General features: G+C 71.3%; 25 protein-coding genes. 13 read left to right on the top strand and 12 right to left on the bottom strand.

Annotation, left to right across the window (positions count from 1 at the left end; genetic code table 11):
- Positions 1–495, bottom strand: a complete 495-nt coding sequence (locus AW271_RS00890; RefSeq protein WP_062330344.1) for a beta-class carbonic anhydrase — start codon at positions 493–495, stop codon at positions 1–3.
- A 133-nt stretch (positions 496–628) separates the two neighbouring features.
- Here AW271_RS00890 and AW271_RS00885 point away from each other — a divergent pair, with 133 nt between their 5' ends.
- The gene (locus AW271_RS00885) at positions 629–3,352 is read left to right on the top strand and encodes a hypothetical protein (RefSeq protein ID WP_062330342.1); all 2,724 of its coding nucleotides are present in this window, start codon (positions 629–631) and stop codon (positions 3,350–3,352) included.
- Here AW271_RS00885 and AW271_RS00880 read toward each other — a convergent pair.
- Positions 3,313–4,002: a GNAT family N-acetyltransferase gene (locus AW271_RS00880; RefSeq protein WP_063817812.1), complete on the bottom strand. Its 690-nt coding sequence runs from the start codon at positions 4,000–4,002 to the stop codon at positions 3,313–3,315. The two genes, AW271_RS00885 and AW271_RS00880, sit on opposite strands and share 40 nt — an antisense overlap.
- 17 nt (positions 4,003–4,019) lie before the next feature.
- On the opposite strand from AW271_RS00880, the gene AW271_RS00875 reads away from it, so the two are divergent.
- Positions 4,020–4,628, top strand: coding sequence for a DNA-3-methyladenine glycosylase family protein (locus tag AW271_RS00875; protein WP_062330340.1), 609 nt, complete (start codon positions 4,020–4,022; stop codon positions 4,626–4,628).
- On the opposite strand, the gene AW271_RS00870 is transcribed toward AW271_RS00875, so the two are convergent.
- Positions 4,616–5,152 (bottom strand): GNAT family N-acetyltransferase, encoded by a 537-nt coding sequence (locus tag AW271_RS00870; RefSeq protein ID WP_062330337.1) that lies wholly within the window; start codon positions 5,150–5,152, stop codon positions 4,616–4,618. The genes AW271_RS00875 and AW271_RS00870 overlap by 13 nt on opposite strands.
- Positions 5,153–5,252: 100 nt before the next feature.
- Between AW271_RS00870 and AW271_RS00865 the strand changes: the two genes are divergently transcribed.
- Complete coding sequence (locus AW271_RS00865; protein ID WP_062330335.1) at positions 5,253–5,804, top strand: 1,2-dihydroxy-3-keto-5-methylthiopentene dioxygenase; 552 nt, start codon at positions 5,253–5,255, stop codon at positions 5,802–5,804.
- Here the strand turns inward: AW271_RS00865 and AW271_RS00860 are convergent.
- From AW271_RS00860 to AW271_RS00850, 3 genes are all read right to left on the bottom strand, one after another.
- Positions 5,788–7,122: an NAD(P)/FAD-dependent oxidoreductase gene (locus tag AW271_RS00860; RefSeq protein ID WP_062330333.1), complete on the bottom strand. Its 1,335-nt coding sequence runs from the start codon at positions 7,120–7,122 to the stop codon at positions 5,788–5,790. The two genes, AW271_RS00865 and AW271_RS00860, sit on opposite strands and share 17 nt — an antisense overlap.
- A 19-nt stretch (positions 7,123–7,141) precedes the next feature.
- Complete coding sequence (locus tag AW271_RS00855) at positions 7,142–7,564, bottom strand: ATP-binding protein (RefSeq protein WP_062330331.1); 423 nt, start codon at positions 7,562–7,564, stop codon at positions 7,142–7,144.
- 100 nt (positions 7,565–7,664) lie between these two features.
- A complete protein-coding gene (locus AW271_RS00850) occupies positions 7,665–8,432 on the bottom strand; it encodes a SigB/SigF/SigG family RNA polymerase sigma factor (RefSeq protein ID WP_062330329.1) in 768 nt (255 codons plus the stop codon).
- 185 nt (positions 8,433–8,617) lie between these two features.
- Between AW271_RS00850 and AW271_RS00845 the strand changes: the two genes are divergently transcribed.
- Complete coding sequence (locus AW271_RS00845; protein ID WP_232320143.1) at positions 8,618–8,959, top strand: STAS domain-containing protein; 342 nt, start codon at positions 8,618–8,620, stop codon at positions 8,957–8,959.
- On the opposite strand, the gene AW271_RS00840 is transcribed toward AW271_RS00845, so the two are convergent.
- Positions 8,956–9,666: a GAF and ANTAR domain-containing protein gene (locus tag AW271_RS00840; RefSeq protein WP_245652882.1), complete on the bottom strand. Its 711-nt coding sequence runs from the start codon at positions 9,664–9,666 to the stop codon at positions 8,956–8,958. The two genes, AW271_RS00845 and AW271_RS00840, sit on opposite strands and share 4 nt — an antisense overlap.
- A gap of 68 nt (positions 9,667–9,734) precedes the next feature.
- On the opposite strand from AW271_RS00840, the gene AW271_RS00835 reads away from it, so the two are divergent.
- The 3 genes from AW271_RS00835 (at position 9,735) to AW271_RS00825 (ending at position 13,485) form a co-directional block, all read left to right on the top strand.
- The gene (locus AW271_RS00835) at positions 9,735–11,510 is read left to right on the top strand and encodes a SpoIIE family protein phosphatase (protein WP_062330324.1); all 1,776 of its coding nucleotides are present in this window, start codon (positions 9,735–9,737) and stop codon (positions 11,508–11,510) included.
- Positions 11,511–11,519: 9 nt separating this feature from the next.
- Positions 11,520–12,326 (top strand): MEDS domain-containing protein, encoded by an 807-nt coding sequence (locus tag AW271_RS00830; RefSeq protein WP_062330322.1) that lies wholly within the window; start codon positions 11,520–11,522, stop codon positions 12,324–12,326.
- Between the two features lie 115 nt (positions 12,327–12,441).
- The gene (locus tag AW271_RS00825) at positions 12,442–13,485 is read left to right on the top strand and encodes a glycosyltransferase (RefSeq protein ID WP_062330320.1); all 1,044 of its coding nucleotides are present in this window, start codon (positions 12,442–12,444) and stop codon (positions 13,483–13,485) included.
- Positions 13,486–13,720: 235 nt separating this feature from the next.
- Here the strand turns inward: AW271_RS00825 and AW271_RS00820 are convergent, their stop codons facing one another.
- Positions 13,721–14,734 carry a PucR family transcriptional regulator gene (locus tag AW271_RS00820; RefSeq protein ID WP_245652881.1) on the bottom strand — a complete coding sequence of 338 codons (1,014 nt, stop codon included), beginning with the start codon at positions 14,732–14,734 and terminating at the stop codon, positions 13,721–13,723.
- Positions 14,735–14,817: 83 nt separating this feature from the next.
- On the opposite strand from AW271_RS00820, the gene AW271_RS00815 reads away from it, so the two are divergent.
- Complete coding sequence (locus tag AW271_RS00815; RefSeq protein ID WP_083975889.1) at positions 14,818–15,789, top strand: proline dehydrogenase family protein; 972 nt, start codon at positions 14,818–14,820, stop codon at positions 15,787–15,789.
- Here AW271_RS00815 and AW271_RS38140 read toward each other — a convergent pair.
- Complete coding sequence (locus AW271_RS38140) at positions 15,765–17,033, bottom strand: RNA-guided endonuclease InsQ/TnpB family protein (protein ID WP_218007906.1); 1,269 nt, start codon at positions 17,031–17,033, stop codon at positions 15,765–15,767. The genes AW271_RS00815 and AW271_RS38140 overlap by 25 nt on opposite strands.
- A 38-nt stretch (positions 17,034–17,071) precedes the next feature.
- Here AW271_RS38140 and pruA point away from each other — a divergent pair, with 38 nt between their 5' ends.
- Together pruA and AW271_RS00805 are read left to right on the top strand one after the other, a co-directional pair.
- A complete protein-coding gene (gene pruA, locus AW271_RS00810) occupies positions 17,072–18,724 on the top strand; it encodes an L-glutamate gamma-semialdehyde dehydrogenase (RefSeq protein WP_062330317.1) in 1,653 nt (550 codons plus the stop codon).
- Between the two features lie 15 nt (positions 18,725–18,739).
- Entirely contained in the window at positions 18,740–19,585 is an 846-nt protein-coding gene (locus AW271_RS00805; protein ID WP_218007905.1) for an ROK family protein, read from the top strand.
- Here the strand turns inward: AW271_RS00805 and AW271_RS00800 are convergent.
- Complete coding sequence (locus tag AW271_RS00800; RefSeq protein ID WP_062330315.1) at positions 19,578–20,066, bottom strand: DoxX family membrane protein; 489 nt, start codon at positions 20,064–20,066, stop codon at positions 19,578–19,580. The two genes, AW271_RS00805 and AW271_RS00800, sit on opposite strands and share 8 nt — an antisense overlap.
- Positions 20,067–20,229: 163 nt before the next feature.
- On the opposite strand from AW271_RS00800, the gene AW271_RS00795 reads away from it, so the two are divergent.
- Entirely contained in the window at positions 20,230–20,613 is a 384-nt protein-coding gene (locus tag AW271_RS00795) for a pyridoxamine 5'-phosphate oxidase family protein (protein WP_062330313.1), read from the top strand.
- On the opposite strand, the gene AW271_RS00790 is transcribed toward AW271_RS00795, so the two are convergent.
- The gene (locus AW271_RS00790; RefSeq protein WP_062330311.1) at positions 20,610–21,134 is read right to left on the bottom strand and encodes a TetR/AcrR family transcriptional regulator; all 525 of its coding nucleotides are present in this window, start codon (positions 21,132–21,134) and stop codon (positions 20,610–20,612) included. The genes AW271_RS00795 and AW271_RS00790 overlap by 4 nt on opposite strands.
- Positions 21,135–21,210: 76 nt before the next feature.
- Between AW271_RS00790 and AW271_RS00785 the strand changes: the two genes are divergently transcribed.
- Both AW271_RS00785 and AW271_RS00780 read left to right on the top strand, forming a co-directional pair.
- On the top strand, positions 21,211–22,263 hold the full coding sequence (locus tag AW271_RS00785; RefSeq protein WP_062330309.1) for an aldo/keto reductase: 1,053 nt from the start codon (positions 21,211–21,213) through the stop codon (positions 22,261–22,263).
- 9 nt (positions 22,264–22,272) lie between these two features.
- Positions 22,273–22,704 (top strand): DUF3592 domain-containing protein, encoded by a 432-nt coding sequence (locus AW271_RS00780; RefSeq protein ID WP_062330307.1) that lies wholly within the window; start codon positions 22,273–22,275, stop codon positions 22,702–22,704.
- Here AW271_RS00780 and AW271_RS00775 read toward each other — a convergent pair.
- Entirely contained in the window at positions 22,688–23,689 is a 1,002-nt protein-coding gene (locus AW271_RS00775) for a YihY/virulence factor BrkB family protein (RefSeq protein ID WP_063817811.1), read from the bottom strand. The genes AW271_RS00780 and AW271_RS00775 overlap by 17 nt on opposite strands.
- Positions 23,690–23,742 lie beyond the last annotated feature (53 nt).

The raw sequence follows: 23,742 nt of genomic DNA, 5'->3' as shown, positions 1-23,742 counted from the left end.
TCAGGCCTTCACCTCACGCAGGCGGCCGGTCTCGACCTCGTACACGAAACCCCGGACCGAATCCTTCCGGGGGATGAAGGGGTCGGCGAGGATGCGGCCGATCGACTGCCGCACGTCCTCCTCCGCGTCGGGGAACGCCTCGGCCGGCCAGTCGGGCCGCAGGCCCGTCTCGGCGCGGATCGACTCCTTGAAGCCGTCGTCGGTGAAGGTGACCATGCCGCAGTCGGTGTGGTGAATGAGGATGATCTCGGTGGTGCCGAGAAGGCGCTGGGAGATGGCCAGCGAGCGCCGTTCGTCGGCGGTCACCACTCCCCCGGCGTTGCGGATGACGTGGGCGTCGCCCTCGGTCAGGCCGAGGAGCCCGTAGACGTTGAGGCGGGCGTCCATGCAGGCCAGCACGGCGACGCCCAGCGCGGGGGGCAGCGGGAGCGCGCCCTTGTCGAAGCCGGCGGCGTAGGTCTCGGCGTTGGCCAGGAGCCGGTCGGTGACACTCATGGGAGTCACAGTTACCCACATTTCCTACAGAGTCAATAGGAAATTCCGGCGAAACATGATCAGGAGGCTCCGGTAACAAACCGCCCATACCGTCCGAATCGCAACACCCGGCTCGTACGAGTAAGGCTCCCTCTTGCGCAACACCGCCGCGTTACTGTCACTGGCCCTCGTGGCCACCTTCACCACCGCCCCCGCGTCCGCCTCGGCCGAGGACGACTGGACCGTCGACCGGGTGGCCGGCGGCTACAAGGTCACCCTCAACCTGGACGAGAAGCTCCCGGTCGACTCGAGCGCCCCCTCGCTGCTCGCCGACGGGAAGGTGCTCGGCCCGGCCACCGAGTCGGCCGACGGGACCTCCCTCTTCCTCGTCACCGCCGACCCGGCCGTCGCCTCGGCCGGCGAGATCACCACCGACGTGCTCGACGCGGCCCCGGCCGCGACGGCGCGGGCGGCGGCCACCCTCGCCGAGGTCCAGAAGACCGTCCTCCCCGACGACCCCTCGACCCCGGGAACGTTCCAGGTCAAGGAGGGTGTGTACGACTTCGGCGACCAGGCGGTCCCGCTGCTCAACATCGGCGGCATCCGCGGCGAGCTCACCGGCAAGATCTACCTGCCGGTCTCCCGCGAGCGGAAGCCGCTGGTGATCTTCCTGCACGGACGGCACACCTCGTGCTACGGCACCGGGGCGACCAACCCCAACCGCTGGCCCTGCAAGCCGTCTCCCGACAGCCCCTCGCAGCGCGCCACGATCCCCAGCTACATCGGCTACGACCTGCCGGCCCGCGCCCTGGCCGGCAACGGCTACGCCGTCGTGTCGATCTCGGCCAACGCGATCAACTCCAACGACAACCAGCTCGCCGCCGACTACGGCGCGCAGGCGCGCGGCCAGCTGATCCTCGACACGCTGACCATGCTGGAGAACGCCGACGACGGCGACCCGGTCGAGTACCACGACGCCTTCACCGGCCGCGACGTCACGCTGGCCCAGGCGCTGACGGGCGCGGTCACCCCGGCCGACCTGAAGCGCGCCTTCGACTTCCAGAACGTCGGCATCATGGGCCACTCGCGGGGCGGCGAGGGCGTGGTCGCGGCGGCCACGCTGAACGACGCGCTGCCGCTCTACAAGCAGTTCGGCATCAAGGCGGTGCTGCCGCTGGCGCCGGTCGACTACGACCGCATCTCGCTGCCCAACACCGTGACGGCCACGATCCTCCCGTACTGCGACGGCGACGTGGAGAACCTCATGGGCCAGCACATCGTGGACGACTCCCGGCACGGCTTCGACGACGACGTGCTGCGCTCGGCCGTGCTGGCCCAGGGCGCCAACCACAACTTCTTCAACACGATCTGGACGCCGGGCCTGTTCCCGGCGAGCACCGGCGACGACTGGTCGGTCGGCGGCAGCGGCGCCAACGACCCGGTCTGCAACCCGGCCGCGGCCACGACCCTGCGCCTGACCGCGCCGCAGCAGGAGAAGGTCGGCGCCGTCTACATGGCGGGCTTCTTCCGCCTCGTGCTCGGCGACGAGAAGCGGTTCCTGCCGCTGTTCGACGGCTCGTCCGTCTCGGTCCCGTCGATCGCCTTCGCCGACGTGACCAGCGCGGCCACCCAGCCCGCCGCCTCGCGCACGGACCTGGCGACCTTCGAGAAGCCCGAGGCGAACGTCTCGGTCTCGGGTGAGGCCGCGCTCTGCTCCAGCATGGGCGGCACGGGCGGTCTGCAGATCCCGCAGGACCAGCCGTTCTGCGCCACCGCGACCAACCAGGCCGCGCTCCCCCACTGGTCGCCCGCGACGTGGGCGTTCAACATCCCGTCGTCGCCGATGATGCGCCTGAAGTCGGGCACCGTCACCGTGGCGAACAGCGCCGATCTGTCCGGGTACGAGCAGCTCTCGGTCAAGGTCGCGGCCGACGAGACCGTGGCGACCTCCACCGACGTCACGATCACCGTCACCGACGGCGCCGGCGCGACCTGGTCGTCGCCGGTCTCGGCGCTCAACTCCCGGGCCGTCACCCGGCTGCCCGGCTCCACCTCGGCCTGGCTGAAGAAGATCATCCTCCAGCAGGTCACCATCCCGCTCAGCACGACGGGCCTGAACCTGAAGGACGTCCGCCAGGTCTCCTTCACCGGTACGGGCGTCTACCTGTCCGACCTGTCGGCGGAGAACCGGGCGGTCGGCGCCCGGGTCCCCGAGCAGCAGATCGCGGTGGACGTCGCGCCCGCCCGGGTCGACGAAGGTTCCGGCCCGGGCACGGCGTCGATCGCCGTGGCGCTCTCGGCCCCCGCCGGCCACGAGGTGACCGGATACGTCAGCGTCTTCGGCTCGGCCACCGGCCGCGCCGGGATCTCGATGAAGAAGGTCACCTTCGCCCCCGGCCAGACCTGCGTGACCGTCCCGGCGGGCACCCTCGGCGACACGGTCGCGACCGGGACGGCGTCCACGTCGTTCAAGGTCTCGGTCACCAACACGGCCGGCGCGGTCATGGGCGACGGCGGCTTCGGCACCCTCACCGTCCGCGAGGACGACGGGAACGTCACCACCCCCGCCTACGGCACGCCGGGCGACGCGTGCGCCGAGTACCTCGCCTCGCTGAAGCCGGGCAACCTCATCGTGACGAACGCGGTCGTCGCGGGCGGCTCGAACCCGGTCACGGCGAGCGGCTACCGGGCCGGGGAGAGCGTGCAGTTCACCCTGGACGGGACGGTTCTCGGCCGGGCGGTCGCCGACGCGTCGGGCCGGGTCGCCTTCACCGTCGCGATCCCGGCGGGCGTCCCCGCCGGGAAGGTCACGATCAGCGCCGTCGGCGCGGGGTCGGGCTACACCGCCTCGGCGGTGTCGCGGGTCAGGGCCTCCTGAGGCCGCAGCACCCGGAACGTCACGTTCCGGGTGACGGTGAACCCGAGTGATTCATAGAGCCGAACGGCGTTGACGTTGACGGTGGCGGCGTGCAGGAACGGCCGGTCGCCCCGGGCCCGGATGCCCGCCACCACCGCCGACACCAGCCGTGACGCCAGACCCCGCCCCCGGTGGGCGGGGTCGGTGCACACGGCGCTGATCTCGGTCCACCCGGGCACCCGCAGCCGCTCCCCCGCCATCGCGATCAGCCGCCCGTCTTCACGAAGGCCAAGGTAGGACCCCATCTCGATGGTGCGGGGGGCGAACGGCCCCGGCTGGGTGCGGGCCACCAGATCGAGCATCTCCGGCACGTCGGCCGGCCCCAGCACGCTCAGCCCGGGGTCGGCTGCCCCCTTCACACCCGATCCCTCCATCTGGACACCCGGGAGCTCGAAGAGCGTCTCCCAGTCGCCCGGGACCTCGCCGGTGTTGATCGTCAGCACCTGGCCGTCGAGGCCGGCCCAGTCGCCGGGCCGGAAGGCGTCGGGCACCGCCGCGAAGGGCGACACGTCGAGGGGATAACGCCTGGTCCGGCCGCCGACGACGGCGAAGTGGGCGTGCGGGCCGGTCAGCGCGGCCCAGACGGGGTTGGCGAGGATGTCGGTTTCCACCGCACCATAATGGCCTGATGAGGCCGTACGACCAGCTGGCGGGCGACCCCGTGCTCGCGCGCCTGATCGGTGAGGTGGGCGAACCCGACCCGTTCGCGTGGTTCAGCCCCGAGCGGTTCGGCCCGACCAACTTCTCCGGCCTGGTCCTGCACATCGTCAGCCAGCAGATCTCCACGGCCGTGGCGTTCGCCTTCTTCGACCGGATCAAGGCCGTGGCCGGCGGTTTCCCCACGCCGGAGGCGATCCTGGCCATGGGGACCGAACGCCTGCGGGAGTGCGGCCTGTCCGGCGCGAAGGCGGCCTACCTGCTCGACCTGGCCCACCGGCAGGCCGGGGGCCTGCTCGACCTCGACGGCCTGGCCGGCCTCGGCGACGCCGAGGTGATCACGGCGCTGACACAGGTGAAGGGGGTCGGCGTCTGGACGGCGCAGTCGTTCCTCATCGCCCAGCTCCACCGGCCCGACGTGCTGCCGGCCGGCGACCAGGGCATCAGGCGGGCCGTCGAGCGGGCCTGGCAGCTGGAGGGGCTGCCCTCCATCGCGGAGGTGCAGGCCAGAGGGCTGCCGTGGGCTCCTCACCGGACGTACGCCGCCGCCCTGTTGTGGCGGTTCTTCTACGGGGCGTGAACCAGGCCCCACTCGTGTGACAGGGCGGCGTAGGTGGTCACGTCGTGCCAGCGGCCCTGCGTCTGGAACAGCTGCCGTACCGTGGCCTCGCGACGGAGCCCGGCGTCGAGCATGATGCGCTCCATCAGCGGCTGGTCGTGACGGTGGCAGGCCCAGATCCGGTGGATGCCGAGGTGGGTGAAGGCGTACTCGATGAGCAGGCGGCCGGCCTGCGCGCCGCGCCCCTGGATCGGCGAGCCGGGCAGCAGCACCAGCCCGGTGATCATGGCGTTGCTGCCGTAGTCCTCCAGCAGCAGCCCGATCAGCCCGTGGACGGCCTCGCCGTCGGGCTCGGTGACGGCCAGGGTGATACGCCGGTCGGAGCGCAGCCCGGCCAGGAAGGTGGCCCGCGCCCGGTCCTCGTCCATGCGGTCGACGCCCAGATAACGGGTGAGGACGGCGCTGGTGTAGACCTGCGTGTAGACCTTGAGGTCGGCGGGCCGCAGGCTGCGGAGTCGTACGTCGCGTCCGTGCAGATCGATCATCGCGGACGTCTTCCGAAGTGTGTCGTCATGATCACGGAGCGTAGCAAATGACGTGATCATGCTATGGCGATCACCGGGCCGCGGTGGTTCCCTGGGAGGCATGACCTACCTCACCGTCTACGGCGAAGACGCCGAACTGCTGCGACGCACCGAGAACCCGGCCGAGATCGCCGCCGCCCTGGGCGAGATCGGCGTCCGCCTGCGCCACTGGGACGTCGTGCCCACCGGCCCGTCGGCCGACGACGTGCTCGCGGCGTACGCCGAGCAGATCGCCAAGGTCAACGCCGACGAGAGCTACACGTTCGTCGACGTCGTCCAGCTCGGCCCCGACGCCGACCCCGAGGTCGCGGCCGGGGCGCGCGGGAAGTTCCTCGACGAGCACACCCATGACGACGACGAAGTGCGCTTCTTCGCCCGCGGCGCCGGCATCTTCTACCTGCACGTGAACGGGAGGGTGCACGCCGTGCTCTGCGAGGCGGGCGACCTGCTGAGCGTGCCGGCCAAGACCACCCACTGGTTCGACATGGGCACCCGCCCCGACTTCTGCGCGATCCGCTTCTTCCACGACGACGACGGCTGGGTCGGCGACTTCACCGGCGACGGCATCTCCTCGCGCATCCCCGACTTCGACGCGATCACCGCCGCGCGGTAGCGGTCTGCTCCTGGCTGCGGGTGGCGAACTCGAACTCCTCGCGCGGCCGGGCCAGCGCGCCCAGGGCGACGACCTCGCGCTTGAAGAACAGGGCCAGCGTCCAGTCCATCAGGATGCGGGCCTTCCGGTTGAGGGTCGGCATCCGGGTCAGGTGGTAGGTCCGGTGCATGAACCAGGCCGGGAAGCCGCGCACCTGCACGCCGTAGACGTTCGCGACCCCCTTGTGGAGGCCGAGCGAGGCGACCGAGCCGGCGTTCTTGTGCCGGTAGGGCGTGCGCTTACGGCCGCGCATGGTGGCGATCAGGTTGTCGGCGAGGCGCTTGCTCTGCCTGACGGCGTGCTGGGCGTTGGGCGGGCAGTACTCGCCGGGCCGGGTCAGGTCGGGGACCGCTGCGGAGTCCCCGGCCGCGAAGGCGAAGTCGGTGCCGTCGATCAGCAGCTCGGCCGAGGTGGCCACCCGGCCCCGGTCGCCCTTCGGCAGGTGCTCGACCAGGGGGTTGGCCTTCACCCCGGCCGTCCACACCAGCGTCTCGCACGGGATCGACTCGCCGTCGTCGAGCACCACGACGTCGTGCTCGACCGACTTGACCCGGGTGTTGAGCCGCACGTCGATGCCGCGCTTGCGCAGCTCGTCGGTGGTCCACACACCCAGTTCCGGGCCCACCTCGGGCAGGATGTGGTCGCTGGCCTCGACGAGGATCCAGCGCATCGAGTCGCGGTTGATGCCGTGGAAGTAGCGGCAGGCGTCGGCCGTCATGTCCTCCAGCTCGGCCAGCGCCTCGACCCCGGCGTAGCCGGCCCCGACGAAGACGAAGGTGAGCGCGCGGGCCCGCACCTCCGGGTCGTCGGTCGAGGCGGCCGTGTCGAGCTTGCCGAGGATGTGGTTGCGCAGGTGGGTGGCCTCTTCGACGGTCTTGAAGCCGATGCCGTTCTCGGCCAGGCCGGGGATCGGCAGCGTCTTGGTGATCGACCCGGGACAGAACACCAGGTAGTCGTAGTCGAGCACCCGTTCGGGCCCTTCCATGGGCGCGAACCGGGCCGATCTGGCGGCCAGGTCGAGGTCGCAGATCCGGCCGCTCAGGATCCGGCAGCGGGGCAGCACCCGGCGCAACGACACCACCACGTGCCGGGGCTCCAGGTTGCCCGCCGCCGCCTCGGGGAGGAACGGCTGATAGGTCATGTACGAGTCGAGGTCGGCGATGGTGATGCCGACGCTGCCCTGCTTGAGCTCCTTGCGCAGCCTGCGCTGGAGCCGGAGGGCGACGTACATGCCGACGTTCCCCCCGCCGACCACCAGAATTCTGGATGAAGGGGTCATTCCAGACCCGTACCCCGCCTCAGAGGGGGAAACGCATCACCACGGTCGAGCCGGTGTCGCCGGTCACCACGCGCATGTCGCTGCTGAGCCGCCGGGCCACCCACAGGCCCATCCCGCTCGTCGCGTTCTCACGCGGCGGGGTGAAGCCCGGGGGCGACTCCGACGACAGCTGCCAGTGACGGCCCTCGTCGTGGACGTCGGCGACGAGGAAACCGGGTTCGAACGAGACCTTCAGCCGCGCCTTGGTGGCGCCGTGGGTGACGGCGTTGGTGGTGACCTCGTTGAGGGCGACGAGGAAGTCGTTCACCCGGTCTTCCGGCATCCCCCCACGTCGGGCCAGCGCAGCCGCGAACTCCCGCACGTCGGGCAGATCGGCGAGGGAGAACGTGATCTCCTTCGCGGCACCCGGTGCGGGAGGCGGCGCGACGCCGTCCTCGTTCACCCGCTAACGCCTTCCAGTAGTGGCGGCACTCCGAGAAAAGATACCCCGGGTCATCACGGCAGGTTGCCCGATATCCCGGGGAATCGGGTCGAAACCGCCATTAGGCGACAAGCTCCGCACGCAGCTGGTCGAGAACCTTCCGCAGAATCCGCGACACATGCATCTGGGAGATGTCGAACTCGGCGGCGATCTCCGCCTGCGTCATGTTGCCATAGAACCGTAGCAGCAGGATGTTCTTCTCCCGCTCCGGCAGTTCGTCGATGAGCGGCTTGACCGCCTCGCGGTCGATCAGGGTGGCGAGGCTGTCGTCGCTGTCGGGGATCACGTCGCCCAGGGCGGCCGCGTCGTCGTCGGCGCCCATCGGCGCGTCGAGCGACAGGGTGCTGTACGCCGACGAGGCGTCCAGCGTGAGGAGCATGTCCTCCTCGGAGATCCCCATCCGCTCGGCCAGCTCGGCCACCGTCGGGAACCGGCCGTTCTCCTGGGTCATGTCGGCGACCAGGCGGTTGAGCTCCGACCGGCGCTCCTGGTAGATCCGGGGCACCCGGACCGCCCAGGTGCGGTCGCGGAAGTGCCGCTTGACCTCGCCGGTCATGGTGACCATGGCGTAGCCGCGGAAGCTGTGGCCGAGGGTGGGGTCGAAACCGTTGATGGCCTTCATCAGCCCGACGTACGCGGCCTGGAGGAGGTCCTCCATCGGCTCGCCCCGGTGCAGGTAACGCCGGGCGATGTCGCGGGCCATCGGGCGGTGCATCTCGACGATGATCTCGCGGAGCCGGGCGGCGCGGTCGTCGGTGGTGCCGGGCTCGTTGAGCTCGACCAGCAGGTCTTCGGCGGTGATCTCGGCGGTCATCAGGTCGGCAGACATGTCGCTGTCTCCTCAGGGGAAAACGCGAGACCCCTGAAAACGCGGCAAGGCCCACGCAGACAGACGTCTCGCTCAAGAAAACGAGACGAAGCCCTCTGCTGGACCTCTTCCGCCATAATGCCCCGAATCGGGGCGTTACACAACTCCCTGGAGAACAGTAAGGTTGCGTCGAAGGAGGCGAGGCGGTGGCAACCCTGACGATGCGATCGAGTGCCGTGGCGGATTTCGTGGTGATCCACATCGACGGGATCCTCGACGCCACCACACGCGAGCAGTTCTCCGACCACCTCGACGCGGTGGCCGACGACCACGGGCCCGACATGATCCTCGATCTGGGCGGCGTGACGTTCATGGACTCGCGGGCGCTGGGGCTGATCGTCCACCACTGGCAGCGGGCGACCGCGGCCGGCGGGCACTTCGCGCTGGTCAACGTGCAATATCCGGCCTCGAAGGTGATGTGGGTGACCGGCCTCGCGCAGCGGCTGCCCATGTTCGAGACCGTCGACGAGGCCGTCGCGGCCGTCTAGTTCCCCGTGGCCTGACTCTTGGCGTTCTTCTGCTGGTGCTCGGTGACCAGCAGTTTCGCCAGGTCGGCGACCTTCACCTGGTGGTGCTGGGAGATGCGGCGCAGCTCGTCGAAGGCCTCTTCCGGGCTGCATCCGCTGGCCTGCATGATGATGCCCTTGGCCTGGTCGATCAGGGCCCGGCCGGCCATCGCCTCCTGCATCTGGGCCGCGCCGGTGAGCACGTCGTCGAACTCCCAGATGTTGGCCAGGGCGACCGTGACCTGCTCGCGCAGCAGCTCGGTCAGCGGCACGTGGTCGGCGAACACGCCCGGCCGCACCCCGTAGAGCCCGATGACCACGATCGCGCCGTCGACCTCGACGGGCAGCACGAGGATCGAGCGCACCCCGTGGCGGACGGCCGCGGCGGCGTAGCGGGGCCAGCGCTGGTCGCGCATGACGTCGCCGACCACGATCGGCCGGCCGCTGCGCAGGGCCTCGCGTGAGGGGCCTTCGCGCAGGTCGCGCTCACGGTCGCTGACGGCGATGAGTTCGCTGTGGGAGGACGCCAGCAGCACCCGGTCGTCCATCCAGAGCTCGGCGGTGCCCCCCGCGCAGCCGGGCACGCCCCGGGCGATGGCCTCGGTAACCCCCCGGAGCACGCTCTCGGCGGAGGTTCCCTCGGTGACCCGTCCGAGGGCGGCGAGATCACGGGCGAGAATGGGAATCACAGGGAAGACCATTCCCCTAGTTTGGGGTCTAATCATCCGATGACGGATGCGAGAGGGAGCACACACCGGTGACCGACCTGGAGCAGCGGCTGGGCGAGTTCGCGGCGCACGTCGCCGACCTGCCCCGCAGCCACGAGCTCGAGACCGCCGAAGGGCTCGTCCGCGACGCCCTGGCCGAGCTGGCCAAGGCGAAGCGGCGGCGCGACGGCGGCCCCCAGCGTGAGCAGAAGCTGCTCCGGCAGATCTTCCGCACCCTCCCGATCCCGGTGATCGTGATGGACACCGGCGGGACCGTCCGCCGGATCAACAACGAGACCACCCGGCTGCTCGGCAGCCCGGCCGGCTACCTGATCGGCCGGGCGTTCCCGCTGCTCATCGAGTCGTCCCGGCGGGCCGTCTTCCGCGCCCGGTTCGCCGAGGCGCTGCGCAGCGAGGAGAGCACCACCTTCGAGACCCGGCTGGCCCACCAGGGCCGGGCCCACACGGTCCGGCTGGTGCTGAGCCGCCTGCGCATGCCCGGCGAGCCGCAGGAGATGGTCGCCGCCGTCGCCCTGCCGACCGACGTGCAGCTGACCGGCCCCGACAACGGGAAGGACACGCCCGACGAGTCGCTGTTCCTGGAGGCGGCCCGCCGCCACGAGCTGTCGGCCCAGCTCACCCGGCTGCTGCTCGACGACGAGAGCCTCCGCGAGCCGGTCGCGCTGATCCGCGCGGCCCGGCTGCTGGGCGCCGAGACGGCCGACTGGGTGATCGCCGACATGGTCCGCGACGGCGGCCTCCACCGCGCGGCCGTGATCGCGCCCTCGACCCAGCCGGTGGCCAAGCTCCAGCGGGCGATCGAGTCCCGCGACCCGGCCGAGGCGCCGCTGGTCGCCCGGGTGCTGGCCACCCGCAGCGGGGTCGTGCACGAGATGCTCAGCGACGACAGCCTGCTCGGCGCCGACGTGCTGACCCAGATGAAGGCCGGCTCGCTGCTGTCGGTCCCCATCCAGTCCGACGACGAGATCGCGGGCGTGCTGACCCTCGTACGGCTGCGAGACCGCCCGCCCTTCGGCCTGGCCGACCTGGGGCTCCTGGAGGAGATCGGGTCGCACCTGGGGCTGGCCCTGCGGGCCCAGCGCAGCTTCCAGCGCAGTTCCAACGCCGCCGACGCGCTGCGCAGCGGCGTGCTCCCCCGGTCGCTGCCCGAGGTGGCCGGGTTCGAGACGGCCGCGATCTACCATCCCGGTTCGGCCATGCGGGCGATCGGCGGGGAGTTCTACGACGTCTTCCCGATGAAGGGCGGCTGGGGCTTCGTCATCGGCGGCGCGGCCGGCCGAGGCGAGGAGGCCGCCTCGGTGACCTCGCTGGTCCGCAACGGCATCCGGGTGCTCAGCGCCTTCGAACGCGACCCCGGAGAGGCCCTCCGCAAGGTCAACGACGCCCTGCTGGCCCAGCACACCGGCCTGTTCGTGATGGCCGCCGCCGGGTTCGTCCGGGGCCGCAAGGTCCGCCTGGCCTCCGCCGGGCACCACCCGGCCGCGCTGCTCCAGCCCGACGGCGGGGTGCGCTTCACCGAGGGCGGCGGGGTGCCGCTCGGCTTCGAGGAGGGGGCCGTGCCGGCCGCCGAGGAACTGACCCTGGCCTCGGGCGAGACGCTGGTGCTCTACTCCGACGGCCTGGTCGGCACCCGCAGCTCGGCCGGGGAGAACTACGGCGAGGCGCGGCTCACCGAGGTGCTCGCGCGGTGCGTCAACCAGCCCCCCGCGGCGGTGGTCAAGGCCATCGAGGAGGACCACCGCGCCTTCTGCGACGACGAGGTCGTCGACGAGGTCACGGTTCTCACCCTCCGTCGTTCCCGCTAGCCTTGCCTGGTGCAGCCCGGTGACCACAGGTCCGTCGCCTACTCCGACGAGGCCGAGTTGGAGCCCGTGCTGGCCCCCTTCATCGCCGAAGGGCTGGCCGGCGCGGACAAGGTGCTGTACCTGACCGACGTGACCCATCCGGCGGTCGTCACGGGCCTGCTGCGCGGCTGGGGCGTCGACACCGACGGGGCGGTCGCCTCCGGGCGGCTCGACATCCGCCGGCTTGAGGCGTTCGACCCGGTCGCCATGGTCGCCGACGTCGCCGCCGAGGCGGCGCGGGCCAGGTCAGAGGGCTACCGGGCGCTGCGGGTGACCGGCGAGATGAGCTGGGCCGTCCGTGTCGGCACCGACCGGCTGGCCGAGTTCGAGACCGGCATCCAGGAGGTCTACGACACCGGCACGGCGCTCGGGGTGTGCCAGTTCGACAAGCGGCTGTTCGCGCCCGGCGTGCTGGCCGACCTGCTCCGGCTGCACCGGCCCGACGACGGCGACCTGCTGCTCGAAACGGCCCTGCTGCGCATCCGGCGGACCTCCGGCCCCGACGGCATCCGGGTCGAGGGAGAGATCGACGCGACCTCCTCGGCCGATCTGGCCCGCGAGCTCTCCCAGGCAACCGGGGCGGTTTCCGGAGATCTTCACGTCGACCTCCACGGGGTCACGTTCATCGACCTGGCCGGGCTCCGAGCCCTCGTCGACACCGCCAAGAACCTCGGTGACCAGCGCGAACTCGTGCTCGACCCGGTGCCCGACCACGTCAGCCACCTGATCCGGCTGATCGGCTGGCACACCACCCCGGGCCTTCGCATTGACGCCTGATTCATCTGAAAACTTGCGTTTAAAGCTCTTAGGTGTACGGTAAAGACCACAACACAGTTCGTGCCTAAGACGCAGGCACACCCCTTTCATCGCGCTTATCGCCATGAGGTGTGCCATGCATATCGCCATCGTCGCCACGAACAACCTCTCCGTCACCGCCCCCGCCGTCGCCCGTGAACTGGGCCGGGGTCACGAGGTCACCGTCTACACGCGGGACGACGCGCAGATCAAGGGCGTCCGGGTCGAGCGGGTGCCCGCCGGGCCCGACAAGGACCTCTCCGAGAACGACCTGCTCCCCTACATCTCCGACTTCAGCGACGGCCTCAAGCGCCGCTGGCACGCCGAGCGCCCCGACGTCATCCACGCCCACTCGTGGACCGGCGGCCTCGCGGCCATCGCCGGCTCCGACGGGCTCGACGTCCCGGTGACCCAGACCTTCCACCACGACGACCGGCCCTCCGCCCAGGTCCTGCGCCTGGAGCGGGCGATCGGCCGCCGGGCCCGCGCGGTCATCGCGACCTGCGCCGGCGAGGAGTCGCAGCTGATCCAGCTGGGCGTGCCGCGCCGCAACATCTCGATCGTGCCCGGCGGCGTCGACATCGAGCGGTTCCGCCGCCAGGGCCCGGCCTTCCCCCGCGACGGCCGTCCGCGCCTGCTCCACGTGGGCGCCACCGGCGCGGGCGCGGTCGTCAACTCGCTGACCTCGATCCCCGACGCCGAGCTGGTCGTGGCCGGCGGCGACGACCCGGTCCTGGAGCGGCTGCGCATGTTGGCCCGCGCCCGGGGCGTCGAAGACCGGCTGACCCTGCTCGGCGACGTCCCCCACAACGCGATGCCGAAGCTGATCCGCAGCGTCGACGTCGCCCTGACGCTCCAGCCGACCGTGCCGACCGGCACCGCCGCCCTGGAGATCATGGCCTGCGGCATCCCGGTGATCGCCTCCGCGTCCGGAGCCCACCTCGACTCGGTCGTCGACGGCGTGACCGGCTTCCTGGTCCGCCGCCCCGCCGAGGTGACGGCCCGCATCCGCGACCTCCTCGGCGACCGCACCCTGCGCTCGGCCCTCGGCTACGCCGGCGCCGACCGCGCCCGCTCCCGCTACTCGCTGGAGCGCGTCAGCCAGGAGCTCCTGCGCGTCTACGAGAGCGCCTGCGCCTGAGACCTCTCCCCTGAGGGAAACACCCGAGCGCCCGCGATGCTCCGGCCATCGCGGGCGCTCGGCCCGTTTTCATCCTTTTCCGTTACGGCTTCGCCCGGCCGGCACCGACCGCCGCCGTTCCGCGCCCGCCGTAGCCGGCGCCCCGCAACCGCTTCGGCGACCCGCCGCGACAGACCTTCGACCGGCGTTTCGACGGCCTTCCGCCTTCGGCGACGCGCACGGTCCGATTCGCGCTTCACAACCTCCGCGCCTTGAGTGACAGGTGCAGGAGCAGGCGGTCCTGGCCGTCCGAGAGGTCCTTGCCGGTGAACTCCTCGGCGCGGCCCAGGCGGTAGTACAAGGTCTGGCGGTGGATGCCCAGTTCCGCCGCCGTCTTCTGCACGTGGCCCGCTCTGTCGAGGTAGGTCTCCAGCGTGACCGCCAGGTCCTCCGGAAGCGCGGCGGTCTCCCCTGCCAGTTCCGCGAGCTCGTGATGGGGGAGCCTGACCAGGTAGCGGTAGACGCCCAGTTCCGACCAGTGGGCGACGGGCTGCCCGGTCTTCTCCGCCACCCGCAGCGCGTTCAACGCCTCGCGCCAGCTCTCCCAGGCGTCCTCGGGGTCCTGGCGGGGGTCGCCCGCGCCGACGGGGACGCCGTACATCTCCGTGAGGCGGGCGGCGGCCTCGCGGGCGCGGACCGGTGGGGCCAGGAAGGCGGGATGGGCGCCGGCCTGGCCGGTCAGCACGTCTCTCGGCAGTGACCACGAGATGGGCACCTCGGCCGGACCGGCCGCCACCGCCAGGGCGACCAGCGGGCCCTCGACACCCCGGGCGGCCTCGGCACGGGCCTGAGGGTTCGGGGAGAACAGGTCGTCGAGGGGGGCGCGGCGGATCTGCGCTTCGTGGGCGAGGGCGGCGGCCAGGCGGGCGAACAGGGGGCCGGCCCGGTCGAGCAGGGCGTCGGAGAGCCGGTCGTTGTCGAGCAGCCACAGGTAGCCGTAGGTGACGCCCCTGTGCCGCAGCGGGACGCAGACGCGGGCGAGGAAGCCGGGGGCCTCGGGGATGCGGACCGGGCGGTCGGCGGCGGCGATCCCGTACGCCTCGAAGTGGGCCTTGGTCGCGGCGGTGGCGCGGCGGCGGAGGATGGACTCCTGGCGGACCTCGTCGACCACGCCGCTCTGCACGCCGTAGGCCACCAGCTCGAAGGCGCGGTCTTCGACGGTGACCGACGCGTCGAGCAGGCGGGCGATCTCGTCCACCAGGTCTTGCATGCAGACATTATTGTGCATTTGTCTGAAGAGACTTGGCCGGATGTCCGTGGAAGGGTACTTTCCGGGCGAATTACGCTGTGTGCATGCTCGGTTCCACGCTCCTCGCCGTGTCGAGGAATCCGCTCGCGCGCAAGGCCGTCACGGCCCTGCCGCCAACCCGTCGCGTCGTCGACCGGTTCGTCGCCGGAGAGGCCACCGCCGACGCCGTGGCCGCGGTCGACCGGCTCACCCGGTCGGGGCTCATGGTCACCATCGACCATCTGGGCGAGGAGGTGCGCGACACCGACGCCGCCGTGACGACCACGAAGGCGTACGTGGAGCTGCTCGACGCGCTCGCCCCGCTGGGGCTGGGCCACCGGGCGGAGGTGTCGGTGAAGTTGTCGGCCGTCGGGCAGGCGCTCGACGACTCGATGGCCCTCGAACACGCCCGGGAGATCTGCGAGGCCGCGCTGAGCGCGGGGGCGACGGTCACCCTCGACATGGAGGACCACACCACGGTCGACTCCACCCTGGACATCCTGCGCGACCTGCGGGCCGACTTCTCCGACGTCGGGGTGGCGATCCAGGCCTACCTGTTCCGGAGCGAGGCCGACTGCCACGACCTGCGCGACTCGCGGGTCAGGCTGGTGAAGGGCGCCTACCGGGAGCCGGCGTCGGTGGCGTACCAGAAGAAGAACGACGTCGACCTGGCCTACGTGCGCTGCCTGAAGGTGCTGATGGCCGGCGCCGGGCACCCGATGGTGGCCACCCACGACGACCGGCTGATCTCGATCGCCGAACTGCTCGCCGACCGGCACGACCGGGCCCGCGACACCTACGAGTACCAGATGCTCTACGGCATCCGCACCGACAAGCAGCAGGCGCTCGCCAACTCGGGCGCGCTGGTCCGCGTGTACGTGCCCTACGGCGACGACTGGTACGGCTACTTCATGCGCCGCCTGGCCGAACGACCGGCCAACGTGGCCTTCTTCCTGCGCTCTCTTGGGGTTGGCACCCTCCCGCTAGTGAACAAGCGGGATTCCAACTCATCTCACACTGGACGGAGGACGAGTTGAGGTTCGCGGTTCCCAGGCCCGGTCTTCCGGTCGCCTCCCCGCGCATTCACCGCATGCCCTGCGGCGATGACCTCGATGTTCTGGGCCGCGTTCACATCTGCGTTGCCGGCATGGCCGCAGGATCGGCAGCGGAAGGCAGCTTGGCTCTCGCGTGCCTTTCCATCGACGACCCCGCAAACCGAACAACGCTGACTCGTGAACGCGGGATTCACCTTGATGACGCGGCCTGGCGCTTTGTCCTCCAGCCGCATGACGAGTCGGCCCCAGCAGGCGGAGAGAATACTCCGGTTGAGGCCCGCCTTTCGGCGGACATTTCGCCCTGGCGCTTCGATGGTCCCCCGAGCCGAGCGGGTCATATTCCCGATTCTCAGATCTTCGACGCCGATCACATCGAAACGGCGGGCAAGGCTGGTGGTGACCTTTTCGACCCAGTCTTTGCGCCTGGCGGTCTCACGGGCCCTCAACCTGCCAATCGCGGTCCTGACGTCGTCACGCCGCTTGGAACCCTTACGCGCACGGGCCAATTGTCGGATCAGCTTGAGCAGCCGGGCTCGCTCAACCGCCCGAAGAGTGGGGGCCCTGAGCAGTTCACCCGTGGACAGCGCGGCGCTGACGGCCACCCCCCGGTCCACGCCGACGACTTCGTCATTGCCCGGCCTGGCGATGGGCATCGGGGCGACGGCAAAGGCAACGAACCATCGTCCCAATTGATCGCGACTGACCCGGAAGGACTTGGCGCCGGCGGGCACAGCCCTGGACCATCGGAAGCGGACCCAGCCGACCTTGGGAATCTTGACCTCTCCCACATTTCGGGACAGGCGACGCACGTCCTCCTTCTTGAAGGCGACGATTCGAAATCCTTCGTTCTGTCCACGCCGCCGGAAAGTCGGCATCCGGTGGGTCCTGGCGAAGAATTGCGCCATGGCACGCGCGAAATCCTTGAGCGCCTGCTGCTGAACGATTGCCGATCCGGCGCGAAGCCAGGCGTACTCGGCTCTCGCTTCGGTCAGTTGGCGGCACTGCTCCGCGAATCCCGGCGCGTGTCCTCTTCCCGGCTTCCAAAACGAGCTCTGCTCGACCGCAAGGTTCCATACGAAACGTGCGTGCCTGCAATGTTCCAGCAGCGCAGCCGCCTGTGCCTGCGTCGGCTGAAGCCGATAGCGGGACATGGCAAAAAGTTTAGCGTCGCGCATCGGGAAAAACCGGAGAACAACGCGCTGCTCCGCGTCGCGCGCTTCCCGCATCCCGAACCGCGAGGCATTCACACTGGAGGATTTCGATGATGGACGCCGTCTCCACGGTCCCGGTTCCGGTCAACGAGCCGGTCCGGTCCTACGGCCCCGGCAGCGCCGACCGCGCGATGCTGGAGGGGCGGCTGAAGGAGCTGGCCGCCACGAGCATCGACCTGCCCATGACGATCGGCGGCGAGCGCCGCATGGCGGGCGGCGCCCCCATCCGCGTGGTCCAGCCGCACAACCACGCCTCGGTGCTCGGCACGACCAACGACGCCACCCCCGCCGACGTCCAGGCGGCGGTCTCGGCCGCCCTGGCGGCGGCCCCGGCGTGGCGGGCGCTGAGCTTCGACGAGCGGGCGGCGATCTTCCTGCGCGCCGCCGAGCTGCTGGCCGGGCCCTGGCGGGCCACCCTGAACGCCGCGACCATCCTCGGCCAGTCGAAGTCGGCCCAGCAGGCCGAGATCGACGCGGCCTGCGAGCTGATCGACTTCCTGCGCTTCAACGTGGCGTTCGCCCGGCAGCTCCTCACCGAGCAGCCGGTCTCCTCCCCCGGCGTGTGGAACCGGATGGAGTACCGCCCGCTTGAGGGCTTCGTCCTGGCGATCACGCCGTTCAACTTCACCGCCATCGCCGGGAACCTGCCCGCCTCGGTGGCGCTGATGGGCAACGTCGTCGTCTGGAAGCCCTCCCCCACCCAGCAGTTCGCCGCCCACTTCACGATGGCGCTGCTGGAGGAGGCCGGCCTGCCCCCGGGCGTGATCAACCTGGTGACCGGCAACGGCTCGGCGGTGTCGGAGGCGGCGATGACCCACCCGGCGCTGGCCGGCGTGCACTTCACCGGCTCGACCTCGACCTTCCAGCACCTGTGGGCGACCGTCGGGGCCAACATCGGCCGCTACCACGCCTACCCGCGCCTGGTCGGCGAGACCGGCGGCAAGGACTTCGTGCTCGCCCACCCCTCGGCCGACCCGGCCGCGCTGACGACGGCGCTGATCAGGGGCGCGTTCGAATACCAGGGCCAGAAGTGCTCGGCGGCCTCGCGCGCCTACGTGCCGCGCGCGATGTGGAACACGATGAAGGACGACTTCGTCTCCCTGGCCGAGTCGCTGACCGTGGGCGACGTGGCGGGCGACCTGTCGACGTTCATGGGCGCCGTGATCGACGCCCGCGCGTTCGCCAAGCACAAGACGGCCATCGACCGGGCGCGGGCGGCGGACAACATCGCGGTGCTGACGGGCTCCTACGACGACTCCACCGGCTACTTCGTGAAGCCCACGGTCCTGGAGTGCGGCGACCCGACCGACGAGATCTTCACGACCGAGTACTTCGGCCCGATCCTCGCCGTGCACGTCTACGACGACTTCGACGCCACGCTCACCCAGCTGGAGTCGGCCACGCCGTACGCGCTGACCGGCGCCCTGATCGCCCGTGACCGCTACGCCATCGCGGCGGCCTCGGAGAAGCTCCGGTACGCCGCCGGCAACTTCTACGTGAACGACAAGCCGACCGGCGCGGTGGTCGGCCAGCAGCCCTTCGGCGGCGCGCGGGCCTCGGGCACCAATGACAAGGCCGGCTCGATCCTCAACCTGATCCGCTGGGTGAACGCCCGGACGATCAAGGAAACCTTCGTGCCCCCGGTCGTCCTGCCGCCCTATCGGGGCGACATCCCCCAGTCCGGCTGGCAGCAGCCGGAGCTCTGACGGCAGACTGTCGGGGTGATCAGGTACGGAGCCGTCGAAGCGGGCGGTACGAAATGGGTGTGCGCGCTCGCCGACACCGACGGAAACATCGTGGCCACCGAAGTGGTCCCGACGACGACCCCCGACGAGACCATCCCGGCCGCCGTCGACTTCTTCCGGCGTCATCCCGCCCCGGCGGCGGTCGGCGTCGCCACGTTCGGCCCGGTCGACCTGTCGACCGGGCACATCACCGCCACGCCCAAGCCGGGCTGGTCGGGGGCCGACGTGGTGACGCCGTTCCGTGAGGGGCTGGGCGTCCCGGTCGGGCTCGACACCGACGTGAACGGCGCGGCGATCGGCGAGTGGCGCTACGGCGCGGGGCGGGGGCTGCACACGCTGGCCTACATGACGGTCGGCACCGGCATCGGGGTCGGCGTCGTCGTCGACGGCCGGCCGCTGCACGGGCGCACCCACCCCGAGGCGGGGCACATGCTGGTGCCCCACGACACCGGGCGCGACCCGTTCCCGGGGGTGTGCCCGTTCCACGGCGACTGCCTCGAAGGGCTGGCGTCCGGGACGTCGATGCGGGAGCGCTGGGGGCGGCCCGCGCAGGAGCTCGGCGACGGCGAGCCGTGGGAGCTGGAGGCCGAATACCTGGCGAAGGCCGTACACAACCTGGCCTCGACCCTCTCCCCCCAGGCCGTCGTCATCGGCGGCGGGGTCGGCGGGCGGCCGGGGCTGCTCGACCTGGTGCGGGCCCGCGCGGCCGACCTGGCGGGCGGCTACGCGCTCGACACGCTCATCTGCGCGCCGGGGCTGGGGAACCTGTCGGGGGTGACCGGCGCGGCCGAGCTGGCCCGCCAGGCGCTGAACGCTACCTGAGGACCGGCGACCCGGCGGTGACCGCGGCCCATCGGCGGCCGAGGCCCCACGTGTCGCCCGCGTCGGCGGCGGCCAGCCCGATCAGGACGATCGCGTAGACGATGTGGTCGTCGAGGAACGGGTTGGTCGTCAGGGGCAGCGCGGCGCCCCACATCATCACCAGCATGACCGTCCCGGCGGCGGCCGCGGCCCGCATCCCGATGCCGAGGATCAGGGCCGCGCCGACGCCGAGCAGCCCGGCCATGAACAGCACGTCGACCCACCAGTGCCCCGCGAGGGCGCCGTAGAGCCCGCCGAGCGGGCCGTCGGCGGCGCCCTTCAGGAAGCCGGTCGTCGGGCTGCCGCCGTTGAGCCACGACCGCTCGCCGGGGGTGGCGAAGCCGAGCCCGAACAGTTTGTCGAGGAAGGCCCACAGGAAGATCCAGCCGAGGGCGATCCGGGCGACCGCCCAGACGTGGCCGGCGCGGACGTCAGGGGTCATGGGAGGCTCCTTCGATAGGGGGGATGAGCTCGCCCCCCAATCACACGCGTTCACCAGGCCGGGCAGCAGGGCAGGAGGACCCGTCCGCGAAGGACCTTCGGCCCGCCCGCGAGGGGCCCAACGGCCATGTCCGCAGGCCGGCGGGTCGTCCACAGTGGAACCCATGAGCACCCTGCGCACCCTCACCGCCGACGAATGCCTCGCCCTCATCGCCCCCGGCGGCGTCGGCCGGATCGCCTTCAGCGGCTCCCACGGGCCGACCATCCTCCCGGTCAACTACCGCCTCGACGACGGCGTGATCGTCTTCAGCGTCCGCACCGGCGGGGCCATGGACGACGACCTGCGCACCCACGTCGACGACCTGGAAATCGTGGTCGCCTTCGAGGTCGACGCGATCGACCCGGAGCACCGGGAGGGCTGGAGCGTGCTGGTCCAGGGCCCCTGCCACCACGCGCAGGGCACGCCGGGCGGCTCGTGGGTCGAGGGCCGCGACCACCTGATCACCATCAGGCCGCAGCGGGTCACCGGGCGGCGGCTGGAGGGCTAGCGCGCCCGGAGCCCGTCGAGGACGAGCCCCAGCATGTGGGGCGACCGGTCGGGCGCGGCGCGCCAGAGGGCGCCGCTGAGCTGGAGGAAGTCGGCGGGATCGGCGTCGGCGCGGATGCTGCCCTCGCCCTTGCCCGCGTCGAGCAGCTCGGCGATGGCGGCGACGACCGGGCCGTAGGTGCGCTCGGTCATCGCCTGGTGGGCGCCGGGGCTGAGCGCGTCGCCGAGGCCGTGCTTTCTGCGCATGGCCTCGACCAGGTCGAGGGTCCAGTGGCGGAGCGCTTCGAGCGGCGGGTGGGCGGCCAGCAGGTCGGGCACCGTGCCCAGGATGCGGTCGACCTCATCTTGGTAGACGGCCAGCAGCAGCGCCTCGCGGGTGGGGAAGTTGCGGTAGAGCGTGCCCGCGCCGACGCCCGCCCGCCGGGCGACCTGGTTCATCGACGCGCCCACGTCTTCGGCGAGCGCCTCGCGCGCGGCCGCGAGGATGCGGACCCGGTTCTCCCGGGCGTCGGAACGGACCATCGGGCTCCCACCTTGCTATGTGGAGAGCTCTCCACTACGTTAAACGGAGAGTTCTCCACATATTTTAGAGGGACCGATGCGCTACATCAAACTCGGCACGACCGGCCTCGACGTGTCCCCCATCGCGATCGGCGCGATGACCTACGGCGAGCCCGGCCGGGGCCACCCCGTGTGGTCGAAGGGCGAGGCGGAGGCGCGGCCGCTGATCAGGCACGCGCTGGAAGCGGGCGTCAACTTCTTCGACACCGCGAACATGTACTCCAACGGGTCGAGCGAGGAGATCCTCGGCCGCGCCCTGCACGACTACGCCGACCGCGACGCCGTGGTGATCGCCACGAAGCTGCGCCACCCGATGCGCCTGGGGCCGAACGGCCGGGGCCTGTCGCGGAAGGCGATCATGACCGAGGTCGACCACTCGCTGCGGCGGCTCGGCACCGACTACATCGACCTCTACCAGATCCACCGCAACGACCACTCGACGCCGTGGGAGGAGACCCTCGGCGCGCTCGACGACCTGGTGAGAGCCGGCAAGGTGCGCTACCTCGGCGCGTCGTCGATGCGCGCCTGGGAGTTCGCCAAAGCCCTCCACCTGCAGAAACAGCACGGCTGGGCGCGGTTCGCGTCGATGCAGGACCACTACAACCTGCTCGCCCGCGAGGAGGAGCGGGAGATGATCCCGTTGTGCCTCGACGAGGGCGTCGGCGCCGTCGTCTGGTCGCCGCTGGCCCGGGGCCGCCTCGCCCGCGCCTGGGACGACGTCCGGACGACCGCCCGGTCGGAGACCGACGGCGCGTTCGCCGACCTGCTCTACCCGCCGTCCGACGAGGCCGCCAACCGCCTGATCGTCGACGCCGTCGGCCGGGTCGCCGACGCCCGCGGCGTGAGCCGGGCGCAGATCGCCCTCGCCTGGTTGCGCCGCCAGCCGGTGGTCACCGCGCCGCTGGTCGGCGCGGGGTCGACCCGCCAGATCGACGAGGCCGTGGCCTCACTGGACGTCGAGCTCACCGACGAGGATGCACGGGAACTGGAGGCCCCCTACACGCCGCGCTGGGACTGGCAGGGCGTCTCCGACGAGGCCGCGATGGACGCCATCCGCGCCCGCGTTCCCGGAATGGCGTTGTCTCGTTAGCCTGCGGGGGTGGAACGCATCGTCCTGGGGCTGATCCTGGAGTTCGTCGGCCTTCACCTGCTGGCCCAGGGGCAGGCGGTGCGGCGGGCGGCGCGGGCCTTCCTGGCCACCGCGGTCCGCGCCGAGGGCGAGGTGATCGCGCTCCAGGTCAGCCGGGCGGGGGTGGCGCAGCGGCCCCGGCCGGCCCACGTCTACCTGCCGGTGCTGCGGTTCCGCACCGCCGAGGGCGAGGTCGTGGAGGCCCGCTCTCCCGTCGGCGGCAACCCGGCACCGGCCGCGAAGGGCGACCGGGTCGGCGTGCTCTACGACCCGGCCGACCCGCGTGACGTGCGCATCGACAACGTCACCGGCCACGGCACGACGGCCGGGCGGCTGCTCACGGGCCTCGGGGCGGCGGTGCTGGCCGTCGCGGTCGGCGTGGTCGTCAGCGGCGTCTGGTGACCCGCGCCAGCAGCACCCGCGCGGCCGCCAGGAGGGCCATGCCGACCGCGCCCACGATCGGTTCGCGCTCCTCCTCCTTCGTGGGGCCGGGGTCGGGCAGGGCGGGTTCGGTGCGGTGCGTGCGGGAGGCTTCGAGCTGGGCCGCGAAGGCCAGGCCGAGGAACAGCGCGATCGAGGTCAGGAACGACCAGAGCAGCAGCGCCATCACCGCCGTCAGCGGGCCGTAGGTCTCGCCGAAGCTCTCGTTGAGGCTCGTGTAGAGGGCCAGGCCGAGGGTGAAGGTCGTCCACAACACCAGGGTGACGAGCGCGCCGAAGGCCAGCCACGTGTGGCCGGGCTGGCGGCGGCGGGGCGCGGCGCGGAAGATGACCGAGGTCGCCACCAGGGCCAGCAGGAAGCCGAGCGGCCATCTCATCAGGTCGAAGGCGAAGCGCAGGGCCGGGCCCCAGTCGTACACGCGGGTGAGGGCCTCTTTGAGCGCGTCGCCGCCGACCATGATCACGAAACCGGCCACCATGAACGAGCCGGCGGTGGTGGCCAGCACCAGCCCGCGCAGGTATTTGCGGTGGAAGGGGCGGTCGCGTTCGATGCCGTAGATGCGGTTGGCCCCGCGTTCGACCTGGGCCATGGTGCTGACCAGGGCGAACACGGAGGTGCCGAGGCCCGCCCACAACGCCACGGCGTCGGAACGCGAGCCGCCGTCGAGGATGCTGCGCACGGCCGCGACGCCCTCTCCCGGGCTCAGCTGGCTCAGGGTGAGCGCCAGGACCTGGCCGAGCTCCTCGGTGTGCACCACCGAGGAGAGCCCGACCAGGGCGATCGCGCCGGGGATGATCGACAGGCACATCTGGAACGCCAGGGCGCGCGAATGGCTCATGCCGTCGCCGTAGCGGAACCGCACGAACGAGTCGCGGGCCAGCCGCCACGCGCCGTAGGCGCGCAGGGCCGCCCACGCGTCGTCGGCCGACAGGTCGTCGCCGGTCATGGACTGGGTTTGGGGGACGAGGGTCGCTGAGCCCACGCCGCCAAGTTACCCAA

The organism is Herbidospora sakaeratensis, assembly GCF_001570525.1.
Taxonomy (GTDB): domain Bacteria; phylum Actinomycetota; class Actinomycetes; order Streptosporangiales; family Streptosporangiaceae; genus Herbidospora; species Herbidospora sakaeratensis.
Note: the sequence above shows the minus strand (reverse complement) of the source record. Positions and strands in the feature narration are given on the sequence as shown.